This window comes from Pseudidiomarina salinarum (assembly GCF_000753715.1).
GTDB classification, from domain to species: domain Bacteria; phylum Pseudomonadota; class Gammaproteobacteria; order Enterobacterales; family Alteromonadaceae; genus Pseudidiomarina; species Pseudidiomarina salinarum.
On record NZ_JPER01000001.1, the window covers coordinates 629,675 to 641,732 of the forward strand.

General features: G+C 53.2%; 12 protein-coding genes. 8 read left to right on the forward strand and 4 right to left on the reverse strand.

The window, feature by feature from the left end; genetic code table 11:
- Nucleotide 1 precedes the first annotated feature (1 nt).
- Complete coding sequence (locus IDSA_RS03015; protein ID WP_034774981.1) at nt 2-889, reverse strand: helix-turn-helix transcriptional regulator; 888 nt, start codon at nt 887-889, stop codon at nt 2-4.
- Between the two features lie 152 nt (nt 890-1,041).
- Here IDSA_RS03015 and IDSA_RS03020 point away from each other — a divergent pair, with 152 nt between their 5' ends.
- From IDSA_RS03020 to rlmM, 8 genes are read left to right on the forward strand one after another with little or no spacing between them, the layout of a single operon-like run.
- Nucleotides 1,042-2,541 (forward strand): CoA-acylating methylmalonate-semialdehyde dehydrogenase, encoded by a 1,500-nt coding sequence (locus IDSA_RS03020; protein ID WP_034774079.1) that lies wholly within the window; start codon nt 1,042-1,044, stop codon nt 2,539-2,541.
- Between the two features lie 17 nt (nt 2,542-2,558).
- Nucleotides 2,559-3,716, forward strand: coding sequence for an acyl-CoA dehydrogenase family protein (locus IDSA_RS03025; protein WP_034774082.1), 1,158 nt, complete (start codon nt 2,559-2,561; stop codon nt 3,714-3,716).
- A gap of 25 nt (nt 3,717-3,741) precedes the next feature.
- On the forward strand, nt 3,742-4,866 hold the full coding sequence (locus tag IDSA_RS03030) for an enoyl-CoA hydratase/isomerase family protein (protein WP_034774084.1): 1,125 nt from the start codon (nt 3,742-3,744) through the stop codon (nt 4,864-4,866).
- A gap of 33 nt (nt 4,867-4,899) precedes the next feature.
- Nucleotides 4,900-5,793 carry a 3-hydroxyisobutyrate dehydrogenase gene (gene mmsB, locus IDSA_RS03035; RefSeq protein WP_034774085.1) on the forward strand — a complete coding sequence of 298 codons (894 nt, stop codon included), beginning with the start codon at nt 4,900-4,902 and terminating at the stop codon, nt 5,791-5,793.
- A gap of 11 nt (nt 5,794-5,804) precedes the next feature.
- A complete protein-coding gene (locus IDSA_RS03040; RefSeq protein WP_034774086.1) occupies nt 5,805-6,569 on the forward strand; it encodes an SDR family oxidoreductase in 765 nt (254 codons plus the stop codon).
- A gap of 7 nt (nt 6,570-6,576) precedes the next feature.
- Nucleotides 6,577-7,479 (forward strand): transcriptional regulator GcvA, encoded by a 903-nt coding sequence (locus IDSA_RS03045; RefSeq protein ID WP_034774088.1) that lies wholly within the window; start codon nt 6,577-6,579, stop codon nt 7,477-7,479.
- Nucleotides 7,472-8,110, forward strand: coding sequence for an alpha/beta family hydrolase (locus IDSA_RS03050; RefSeq protein WP_034774090.1), 639 nt, complete (start codon nt 7,472-7,474; stop codon nt 8,108-8,110). The genes IDSA_RS03045 and IDSA_RS03050 overlap by 8 nt, the downstream gene beginning before the upstream one ends.
- Nucleotides 8,111-8,115: 5 nt before the next feature.
- Nucleotides 8,116-9,207, forward strand: a complete 1,092-nt coding sequence (gene rlmM / locus IDSA_RS03055) for a 23S rRNA (cytidine(2498)-2'-O)-methyltransferase RlmM (RefSeq protein ID WP_034774091.1) — start codon at nt 8,116-8,118, stop codon at nt 9,205-9,207.
- Here rlmM and IDSA_RS03060 read toward each other — a convergent pair.
- The 3 genes from IDSA_RS03060 to ppnN form a co-directional block, all read right to left on the reverse strand.
- Nucleotides 9,202-10,206, reverse strand: coding sequence for an isocitrate dehydrogenase (locus IDSA_RS03060; protein ID WP_034774093.1), 1,005 nt, complete (start codon nt 10,204-10,206; stop codon nt 9,202-9,204). The two genes, rlmM and IDSA_RS03060, sit on opposite strands and share 6 nt — an antisense overlap.
- A gap of 73 nt (nt 10,207-10,279) precedes the next feature.
- Nucleotides 10,280-10,654 carry a DUF3192 domain-containing protein gene (locus tag IDSA_RS03065; RefSeq protein ID WP_034774094.1) on the reverse strand — a complete coding sequence of 125 codons (375 nt, stop codon included), beginning with the start codon at nt 10,652-10,654 and terminating at the stop codon, nt 10,280-10,282.
- A gap of 41 nt (nt 10,655-10,695) precedes the next feature.
- Nucleotides 10,696-12,051 carry a nucleotide 5'-monophosphate nucleosidase PpnN gene (gene ppnN, locus IDSA_RS03070; protein ID WP_034774095.1) on the reverse strand — a complete coding sequence of 452 codons (1,356 nt, stop codon included), beginning with the start codon at nt 12,049-12,051 and terminating at the stop codon, nt 10,696-10,698.
- Nucleotides 12,052-12,058: the final 7 nt, after the last annotated feature.

A 12,058-nucleotide genomic window follows, 5' to 3' on the forward strand; every position in this document is an offset into this window, starting at 1 on the left:
ATTAGCGTTCCTGTTGACGATGGTGGCTGTCGCGGTAAAGTTGCGGCGAAACCCCCATGGTTTTTTTAAATAAGCGGGAAAAGTAATAGGGGTCGTCAAACCCCAACAGTTGGGCAATATGGCGCACCGAGTCGGTGCTGGTATCCAGCATCTGGCAGGCCAGCCGCACTTTCAGCTGATTAAAGTAACGCATCGGGCTGATGCCGGTGGCCGTTTTGAATTTTTTACTGAAATGGTAGCGGGATAAACCGGCCACCGCGGCAAAGTCCTGTAGCGCGAGATTGCGATGGCTGTTGTCCTGCATAAAACGGTCGAGTGCGGCCAGATCGAAGCCCGCCGCGGGTTGTGCTGTATCGGATAAACGTGGCACTTCGGCGATTATTCGCTGCAATAGCGTTGCAGCGAGTACGCCAGCCGATAAACTGTAACGCTGATGTTGCAGGTTCAGCAACTCGGTCACGGACGGGATTAGCTGACGCCAGCGTGCTAAAGTAAGTACCGGTTGCTGTGGTGTAAAATTTAGCAATTGCAGGCAGCGAGCGGCAGCGGTGCCATGAAAGTGCACCCAGTAAATACTCCAGGGGTCGTCAGCCTGAGCCTGGTAATGATGTGCAGTATGTGCCGGTAGCAGCAGCAACTGGCCGGCCTGCAGGAGACCGCTGGCGTGGGGCGTGTGAAACGCACCACGACCACGGTGGCAGAAAATCAGCAGGTAGTCAGTGTGCTGCTCGCGTTGCACCTGATGCCCGGCGGCATCCACATAGTGACCGTAAGCCAGCGGATAGAGATGCCGCGTCAGGGGATGCTCTGCCAGCTGTTCGGTCAGCGACAGCGGAAACACGACGCGGGAACTGCCAGCCGGCAACGGCCAGGATGAAGGTTGACTCATAATATAAGGATTTCCAGAAGCCTGGATCGCAATTTTGTCCATTATAGAGGCAAAATCGTCGATGTTAAAGGCTCTGCAGTAATGCTCTAATGCGCAATAATTGAAAGTAACTATTATCGAACTCTATTTATAGAACATTGAGGTACAGACAGATGACCAGGAAAGTTCCAGTATTTATCGACGGCGAATTTAAACAGTCGGCCACCGAGCAATGGATTGATGTGACCAATCCGGCGACCCAGGAAGTGATCGCCCAGGCCCCGGTGACAACGCTTGCCGAAATGCAGGAAGCGGTAGCGAGCGCAAAAAAGGCCTTTCTGACCTGGAAAGAAACCCCGGTTTCTGAGCGGGCGCGGGTGATGCTGCGTTACCAGGCCTTACTAAAAGAACATCATGACGAAATCGCCGAGATTCTTGCCGGCGAAACCGGTAAGACCTTTGACGATGCCAAAGGCGATGTCTGGCGTGGTATTGAAGTGGTTGAGCACGCCGCGAACATTCCGTCACTGCTGATGGGCGAGACGGTAGAAAACGTGGCCCGCGGTATCGACAGTTACAGCTACACGCAGCCACTGGGCGTATGCGCTGGTATCACGCCGTTTAACTTCCCGGCGATGATTCCGTTATGGATGTTCCCGCTGGCGATCGCCTGTGGTAATACCTTTATTCTGAAACCATCTGAGCAGGATCCGCTGACGCCAACCCGCTTAGCTGAACTCTTTGTTGAGGCCGGCGCGCCTAAAGGCGTACTGCAGGTTATTCACGGTGGCAAAGAGCAAGTTGATTTCCTGCTGGATGAGCCGGCAGTACGCGCTATTTCTTTCGTCGGTTCAGTACCTGTTGGCCAGTACATCTATCGCCGCGGTACCGAGAATATGAAGCGGGTGCAGGCGTTTGCCGGCGCCAAAAACCATTGTGTGATCATGCCTGATGCCAATAAGAGCCAGGTTATCAGCAATCTGGTCGGTGCTTCAGTAGGCGCGGCCGGGCAGCGTTGTATGGCGATTTCAGTTGCCGTATTTGTTGGCGCGGCCCGTGAGTGGATCCCTGAGATTGCTGCCGAGCTGGCGAAAGTGAAACCAGGCGGCTGGAATGACAAAGGCGCGGCTTTTGGCCCGTTAATCAGCCCGCAGGCGAAGCAACGGGTTGAGCAGTTTATCAGTCAGGGCGAGAAAGAAGGTGCTGAGCTGCTGGTTGACGGCCGTAACTGCGAAGTCGAAGGCTTTCCAGATGGCAACTGGGTTGGACCAACGATGTTCGGTAAAGTAACCACCGACATGGAGATTTATAAAAATGAGATCTTCGGTCCGGTGCTGTGTACTACTGAAGTGAACTCACTGGAAGAAGCAATTGCCCTGGTTAACGCCAACCCTTATGGCAACGGCACTTCAATCTTTACCGCCAGCGGCGCTGCCGCGCGTAAATACCAGCATGAAGTGGAAGTAGGTCAGGTTGGTATTAATATTCCGATTCCGGTACCACTGCCGTTCTTCTCATTCACTGGCTGGAAGGGCTCGTTCTTCGGTGATCTGCATGCCTACGGTAAGCAGGGTGTGCGTTTTTACAGTGAAACCAAAACTATTACCGCCCGTTGGTTTGAAAGCGATATCGCTGATGCCAGTGGCCCGAATATGACGATTCACTTGCAGTAACAGAAGGTGACCAGCTGATGAATTTTGATCTGACAGACGACCAGCAAGCATTTGTTGATACCGCGCGGGCCTTTTCGGATAAAGAACTGGCTCCATACGCCGCGCAGTGGGATGAAGAATCCCACTTTCCGCTGGAGGTGTTCCGTAAAGCCGGTGAAATGGGCTTTATGGGCATGTACACCCCTGAGGAAGCCGGTGGATTTGGCATGAGCCGGCTGGATGCGGCCCTGATCTTCGAACAATTAGCGATGGGCTGTACCGCGACCACCGCAATGATGACCATTCATAATATGGTTACCTGGATGATCGGCTCGTTTGGTACTCAGGAAACCATCGAAAAGTGGGTTCCCGAGCTGGTAACCGGTGAAAAACTGGGCTCTTACTGCCTGACCGAACCCGGTGCAGGCTCAGATGCGGCCAGTTTGCGTACTACGGCCAAGCGCGATGGCGATGACTACGTTATCAACGGTTCAAAAATGTTTATCTCAGGCGCCGGTGCTACCGATGTACTGGTGGTGATGGCACGAACCGGCGAAGCCGGCCCGAAAGGCATTTCAGCTTTTGCGGTACCAGCGGATGCCAAAGGGATCAGTTACGGTAAGAAAGAAGCCAAAATGGGCTGGAACGCGCAGCCAACCCGGCTGGTCACCTTTGAAGACGTACGCATTCCTGCTGCCAGTCTGCTGGGTGAAGAAGGACAGGGCTTTAAATTCGCGATGATGGGGCTGGACGGCGGCCGGATTAATATTGCCGTGTGTTCTGTTGGTACCGCCCAGGCAGCGTTGAACACTGCCCGCGACTACCTGCTTGAGCGTGAGCAGTTTGGCAAGCAAATTGGCCAGTTCCAGGCGCTGGAGTTTAAGCTGGCTGATATGGCTACTGAACTGGTCGCCGCGCGCCAGATGGTTCGCTTAGCGGCATTTAAAGTCGATTCCAATGATCCGGATAAAACCACCTATTGCGCGATGGCGAAACGTTTCGCTACTGATGTTGGGTTCCAGGTCTGTAATGAAGCGCTGCAAATCCATGGCGGCTATGGCTATATCAAGGAATATCCGCTGGAACGCCACGTGCGTGACGTTCGGGTTCACCAGATCCTGGAAGGAACCAATGAAATTATGCGGGTAATCATCGGCCGCCGGCTATTGGCTGATATCGACCGGGCCATTCTCTAACCAGATAAGCATGCAGGGAGCGACAATGGAAAACGTTGTGTTATTTGATGAAGTTGCTGCGGCCGGTGGGAAACGCATCGGCATTGCCACACTGAATTCAGAAAAATCGCTGAACGCTTTAAGCCTGGATATGATTGGTTTGCTGCAGCCGCAACTGGATTTGTGGGCCGCGGACGACGATATTGCCTGCGTCTGGCTGCAGGGGGCTGGTGAGAAGGCTTTCTGTGCCGGTGGCGATATCGTTGCCATGTATAAAGCTATGGTCGATAAGCCGGGGAAACTGGTGGATGAAGTGGCGGACTTTTTTAGTCAGGAGTATCGCCTTGATTACACCATTCATCGCTTTCCGAAACCCCTGGTGCTGTGGGGCCACGGCATTGTTATGGGTGGTGGTATGGGGCTGATGAATGGTGCCAGCCACCGCATTGTGACTGAACGGTCACTGCTGGCGATGCCAGAGATTACCATAGGGCTGTATCCGGATGTGGGCGCGACCCATTTCCTGAACCAGATGCCTGCAGGCTGCGGTTTATTTTTAGGCCTCACGGGTGCCCACATGAACGGTGCGGATGCACTGTTTCTGAACCTGGCAGATTACTTTGTCAGCAGCGACAGCAAAAACGAAGTACTGGATAAGCTAAAAGCTATTGAGTGGGGTGATACCGCTGCCCTGAATCAGCAGAAAGTCAGCGATGCCATTGACAACATTGCCCGCCGTGACAGTGGTTTACGGCCGGCGGGACAGGTTGAGGCGCAGCGGGCGCATATTGAGCAGTTGACTGCCGGTAATGATATTGTCGATGTGGTCGAGGCGATTGTCAGCGATGATACCGATGATAAATGGCTGGCCCGGGCGCGTGCTAATCTTGCCGCGGGCTGCCCGATGACGGCACATATCGTCTGGAACCAGCTGCAGCATGGCGCTGATTTAAGCCTGGCGGACTGTTTCCGGCTGGAACTGACATTATCGGTTAAATGTGCCATTCGCGGCGATTTTGCTGAAGGTATCCGGGCGCTGTTAATTGATAAAGATAAACAGCCCAACTGGCAGCATGATTCAGTGGCAGCGGTTAACGCCGCCGACGTGGACGAGTTTTTCACTTCGCCGTGGCCGGCTGATCAGCACCCGCTAAAAGACCTGGGTAAATAACCCAGGCCAATTTAAGAACAGTGAGGACAACACATGGCTAAAATAGGTTTCATCGGCTTAGGTAATATGGGCGGCCCGATGGCTGTCAATCTGGTTAATGCCGGCCATAGCGTTAAGGTATTCGATTTATCCGACGCGGCACTTGAGCAGGCGCAGGAAGCCGGCTGTCAGGTAGCTGAATCAGCCCGCCAGGCGGCTGAGCAGGCTGATTTTGTTATCACCATGCTGCCCGCGGATAAACACGTGCAGGCGGTTTATCTGGGTGAAGACGGCCTGAATAAGGTACTGGGTAAAGATACCCTGGCCATTGACTGCAGCACCATAAGCGCGGAGACAGCGCGAAAAGTTGCTGCCGGCTTAGCTGAAGAAGGCATCCGCTTTATTGACGCGCCAGTATCGGGCGGCGTTGCCGGGGCCCGTGCTGGTACGCTTACCTTTATCTGTGGTGGCGAAGCCGCCGCTGTTGAAAACGCCCGCGCGGTACTGAATGACATGGGTAAGAATGTATTCCACGCTGGCGAAAGTGGCGCCGGCCAGGTGGCCAAGATCTGTAATAATATGCTGTTGTCGGTACTGATGGCCGGCACCGCAGAGGCGCTGCAACTAGGTATAGCGCACGGCCTTGATGCGAAAACCCTGTCGGAAATCATGCTGAAGAGCTCAGGACGTAACTGGACCTTAGAAGTATATAATCCGTGCCCCGGGGTAATGGCTAATGTGCCTTCAAGTAAAGGTTACGAAGGTGGATTTCTGGTTGACCTGATGAGCAAAGATCTGGGGCTGGCGCAACAAGCTGCACTGGCAAGTGGTGCTATGACTCCGATGGGCTCACTCACGCACAACCTGTATCGTAGCTGGGCTCAGCTTGGCCATGGCCAGGAAGACTTTTCCAGCATCTTTAAGTACGTTCAACCGAAATCGAAGTAACGGATAACATCATGAAAATTGCCAAAAGTACGATTGTAATTACCGGTGGCGCGCAAGGCCTGGGCCTGGCGATGGCGGAACATTTCGCTGCCGAAGGCGCTGCCCTGGCGCTAATCGACATGAATGCCGAAGCGCTGCAAGAGGCAGAGAGTAGCTGCAAGGAAAAGGGCGCCAGTCAGGTGCGCGGTTACACCCTGAATGTAACGGATGAAGCGGCGGTCGAAGAAGTGTTTGAGCAGATCAACACGGAATTCGGCGGTATTAATGTGCTAATCAATAATGCCGGTATTTTGCGCGATGGCCTGCTGATTAAATGCAAAGACGGGGAAATTACGCATAAAATGCCACTGCAGCAGTTCCAGTCGGTGTTGGATGTGAATCTTACCGGCAGCTTTTTATGTGGTCGTGAAGCGGCAGCACATATGGCCAAAGCTGGTAACGGTGGAGTGATCATCAATATCTCCAGCGTGGCGCGGGCTGGCAATATGGGGCAGACCAATTATGCTGCAACCAAAGCTGGCGTGGTCGCGATGACGGTTACCTGGGCCCGCGAACTGGGTCGTTTCGGGATCCGTTGTGGTGCTATCGCACCGGGATTTATTGAAACGCCGATGACTGCGCAGATGAAACCTGAAGCCATCGATCGTGCGCTGGGTATGGTACCGTTGCGCCGTTGGGGCCAGCCGGAAGAGATCGCCCATAGTGCCCGCTATATTATTGAGAATGACTTTTTTAGCGGTCGTGTGGTAGAAATAGACGGTGGAGTTCGGCTATAACGACTAACTGATGCGAAAATTACCCCCATTAAATGCGCTTAAGGCATTTGAGGCTGCGGCCCGGCACTTAAGCTTCACCCGCGCCGCCGCCGAGTTGTTTGTCACTCAGGCGGCGGTCAGTCATCAGGTGAAGGCGCTCGAGGAATTTCTGGGGGTAAAGCTCTTTCTGCGGCGCAACCGCTCGCTGTTGCTTACCGCCGAAGGGCAGACGTACTTTCTTGAACTCAAAGATATTTTTGATGACATCGTACAGGCCACTGAGCGCCTTAAAAATGCCAGTTCCCGCGGTTCACTGACGATTTCACTGCCGCCAAGCTTTGCCATCCTCTGGTTTGTACCCCGGCTCAGCCGTTTTCATGAAGCCTGCCCGGATATTGATGTGCGCATCCGCGCCGTCGATGAAGTTGACGGCTCGCTGACTGATGACGTCGACGTCGCTATCTATTATGGCGCTGGCAAGTGGCCCGGCCTGAAAGCTTATAAGCTACATAACGAATTTTTGTTACCGGTATGCTCGCCGCTGCTGCTGAACAGCAACAAGCCGCTACGCGAACCGCGCGACCTGCTCAACCACACGCTGCTGCACGACGAAACCCGCAATGCGTGGAAAGACTGGTTTAAGCTGGTTGGGATAGATAAAGATAAAGGCGATAACGGACCTATTTTCAGCCATTCGAATCTGGCCCTGAAAGCGGCGGTGCATGGACAGGGTATCGCGCTGGCAAACAATGTACTGGTGAAGCCTGAAATTGATGCCGGGCACTTAATTCAGATTTTTCCTGAAGCCCTGCCGCGCTCAAAATCTTTTTATCTGGTTTGTCGTGACTCCCAGGCAGAAGTAGGTAAAATCGCGACCTTCCGCAACTGGCTGCTTGGCGTGGTCGAAGAAGAAGAGGACCGCTATGAGTGAAGCGCAACGGGTAGCGATTCAGCGCGATCAGGCTGATGGCGCGATACGTATCGTATTTGCCCATGGTGCCGGCGCTGGTCTGCAAAGTGACTTTATGCAGTTCATATCGATGGGGCTTGCGTTGCAGGGCATTGAGGTGGTGCGTTTCAATTTTCCGTACTGGCAGCAGTTTATGGAGCTGGGCGTGCGGCGACCACCGAACCCGATGCCGCAACTTGAGCACTGCATGAAAACAGTGGTGCGCGAGTTTGCCGACGATAAACCGCTATTTGTGATGGGCAAATCTATGGGTGCCCGCGTTGCTTTCCGGATTGCCGATGAAGTGGGTGCCAGGGCCGCGATTGGTCTGGGTTTTCCGTTTCATCCGCAGGGCAAGCCGGATCGGCTGCGGCTTGATGATCTGAACAACAGCTGTCAGCAGAACCTTGTTATTCAGGGAACCCGCGATAGTCTGGGCCGGCCGGATGAAGTTGCCGGCTACCAACTGCCTGAGAACGTGCAACTGGAATGGCTGGAAAACGGCGATCATAGCCTGCTGCCAACCAAGCGCAGTGGTTTGCAACGCACGGGTTTATGGCAGAACGCCATTGACCGAATCAGTACTTTCGTAACCGAAGAAATAAACGGGTAATAACTATGTCAGGATTAGTGGCCTATTGCAGGCCTGGATTTGAGAGCGACTGCGCTGCGGAACTGCAGGAAAAAAGTGGCTTGCTTGGTGTTTACGGCTACTGTCAGACGCAGTCTGGCGATGGTTACGTAACCTATCGCTGCTTACCTGAAGAAGCCGACCATCTGGCCCGTAAGCTGCAACTGCGCGAACTGATATTTACCCGGCAGTTTGTATCGGTTATTGCCGAAATAAAAGAATTGTCGCAACAAGACCGGGTGAGCTCGGTGCAGTTGGCTTTGCTGGACGAGGGCGTGCAGGAAGCATTCGCACAGGTAAAACCTGCCGGCGATTTACGTGTTGAAACGCCGGATACTAATACCGGCAAAGAATTATCGAAGTTCTGCCGCAAGTTTACTGTGCCGCTGCGGCAGGGGTTACGTCAGTGTGGCTGGTTAACCGATAAAGAAAGTGACCGGCGGCCAACCCTGCATGCTTTTTTCATTAATAATCAGCAGCTTATCTTAGGCTATTCATACAGCTACAATCAGTCGCCGTGGTTGATGGGTATACCCCGTTTGCGCACGCCCTCAGACGCGCCAAGTCGCTCAACCCTGAAGCTGGACGAGGCTTTTCAGGTATTTGTTCCGGCCCATGAACGTGAGGCACGGATTAGTTCTGGCATGAATGCGGTCGACCTGGGCGCTGCGCCCGGCGGCTGGACCTATCAGTTGGTGCATCGCGGCATGATGGTGCAGGCAGTTGATAACGGCCCTATGGATCAGCGGTTGCTGGACACCGGCCAGGTGAAGCATATTCAGACTGATGGCTTTAAATTTCGTCCGAAAAAGAAAAATATTACCTGGCTGGTGTGCGATATGGTTGAGAAGCCCAGCCGCGTCGCTGATTTAATCACCAACTGGTTAATTGACGGCGATTGCCAGGAAACGATTTTTAACCTGAAGTTGCCGATGAAAAAGCGTTACGCGGCCGTTGCGGAGTATCTGCAAAACATGAAACAGCGACTGGTTGACGAGGGCCGCGGTAAATATGAGCTGCAGGCCAAACAGCTCTATCATGATCGCGAGGAAGTCACTGTTCATATCCGCTGGCTATAAGCGGTCGATAACCGCCTGGGTGAAGTCAGTGGTGCCGTGCGTGCCACCTAAATCCCGGGTGGTACGATCGCCGCTGGCGATAGCATCTTCAAGAGCGGCGCGGATACGACGGGCAGGTTTAGGCATATCGAGATAGTCCAGCATCTGAATGGCGGCCAGAATAACCGAAGTGGGGTTGGCCAGGTTCTGGCCGGCAATGTCTGGGGCTGAGCCATGCACCGCTTCAAAAATCGCCGAATCATCACCAATGTTTGCGCCGGGCGCCATGCCCAGGCCGCCGACCAGTCCGGCACAGAGATCAGAGATGATATCGCCGAACAGATTGGTGGTGACTATCATGTCAAAATCTTCCGGGTTCATAACCAGCCGCATACATACCGCATCAACGATCATTTCATTGCATTCGATTTTGGGGTAGTCCGCGGCGATTTCCCGGGCTATTTTCAGGAACAGGCCGGAGGTGGTCTTCAGGATATTAGCTTTATGCACCACGGTGATTTTTTTGCGGCCTTCGCGTTCTGCCAGATCAAAGGCAAAGCGCAAGATACGTTCGCAACCTTTGCGGGTTATCTGACTTATCGCCCGGGCCTGGTCGCCTTCTTCCGACGTAGTCTGGCCGATACCTGAGTACATGCCCTCGGTATTTTCACGAATGGTAATAATATCTATGTTCTCATAGCGTGACTGGGTGCCTTTGAAGGATTTAACCGGCCGCAGGTTCGCGTACAGGTCGAATTTTTTGCGCAAGGTGACATTCACGGAAGTGAAACCTTCGCCAGAGGGCGTGGTTAACGGGCCTTTCAGAGTGGCCTTATTACGGCTGATAGCGTCCAGGGTTTCCTGCGGTAATAACTCGCCGGTGGCGTCTAACGCAGTCTGACCTGCCTTGGCAAACTCATAGGTAAAGTCGCAGCCAGCTTTATCGAGAATCTTAATGGTTGCGTCAATGATGTCCGGCCCGATACCGTCGCCGGGGATGACCGTAATTGTGGTGCTCATAGGCGTATCCTACTTCTTATAAGGTGCAAACCATTATAGCAGAAGGAATACTAGCGGTGGCGGGCCGGGACCATCAAAACGACTGATAGTCACTATAAGCGTCAGCACCCCAGGCGATTAACTGATCGTTTTTAAATAACAGCGGGGTACATTCATCCCGGGTGGTGATGCCGTCAGATTTCACATGGTGGGTACGGTAAAACAATACCAGCAACTCTTCGCCATCGCCGGTGGCTTTCGCTTCACTGATGTCGGGCGAGCCTAGCAAGCGAATCACATCGCCCTTGGGAATGCCGAGATCGAGCCGGCCAATCTGTTTGAGATTGAAGGTTTCGCGTTCCTGCCAGTTCATATTCTCAGGATCGGCTTGGTAGTAATGCAGAATGACCGCAGCGGCTGCCAGATAAATGGCAAACCCGATGATCACGATTTTGAACATTTTGGACATGGTGCTGCGGTGCTCCTGTACGTTTTTATTTTTAGCGGGCGTCAGTCAGTAATAACCCGGTAGCATGGATGGTATACAGTGCCGGGTAACTTCATGCGGCCTTGTTCAACGAATGCCCGCAATAAGACGTCGAGCTTACGCATCATATCGCGTTCACCGTGAATCTCAAATGGACCGTATTTGCGAATTGCCCGGATGCCTTCGTCTTTAACATTGCCGGCCACAATTGACGAGAACGCCCGGCGCAGGGCAGAAGCCAGTAACTGAGGTTCCTGATCACGGTGTAAGCTCAGGCCGCGAACATTCTCATGGGTTGGTATAAAGGGACGCTGGAACGGCTCTTCAATGTGGAGAGTCCAGTTAAAGCAGTAGGAATCACCGGTTTCACGCCGGTATTCCTTCACTTCCTGCACGCCTTTTTTCATGGCTTTAGCTACCGCGATAGGATCATCAATAATGATGGTATAAAGTTCACGCGCTGCTTCGCCGAGGGTAGCGACGATGAAATCATCGATGGCATCGAAATAAGCAGCACTGCTGGCGGGGCCTGTCAGAACCACTGGCAGCACCTGGCGTTCATTCTCAGGGTGCATCAGAATGCCCAGCAAATAGAGTAGCTCCTCAGCGGTGCCTACGCCGCCAGGGAACACCACGATGCCGTGTCCACAGCGGATGAAGGCCTCAAGGCGTTTTTCAATATCCGGCAGAATAACCAGTTCATTCACAATGGGATTTGGTGGCTCGGCGGCAATAATGCCTGGCTCAGTAAAGCCCAGGTAGCGACCGTTTGGGTTACGTTGTTTGGCGTGGCCTATGGTGGCACCTTTCATAGGCCCCTTCATGGCGCCTGGCCCACAACCGGTACAGATGTTCAGATCACGCAGACCCATCTGGTAACCGACTTCTTTGGTGTACTTATACTCAACTTCGTTGATTGAGTGGCCGCCCCAACAGACGATCACGTTGGGATCCAAATTCGGCTGAACAATCTGGGCGTTGCGCAGAATATCGAACACCACATGGGTCAGGGTATGGGTATCTGCTGAATCCAGAGTCTGCGAATTATAGGTTTCGCCGGTAAACAGGATATCCCGCAGTACCGCTTCGACCAGTTCCTGCATACCGATGATGAGTTTGCCATCGACAAAAGCTTCAGCTGGCGGATTGATCAGTTCAAGCTGAATACCGCGCTCACTTTTGACGACATTCACATCAAAATCTTCGTATTTATTAAAGATTTCCTCACTGCTGTCGGTTTTACTGCCAGCATTGAGAACCGCCAGGCAACAGTTGCGGAACAGGCGGTAGAGCTGTTTGTCGCTGCTTTGCTGCAGCCGTTCTATTTCAAGTTGTGACAGTAAGCTCATGCTCCCACGCGGGGAAATAGTAACTTTCATTCTATAT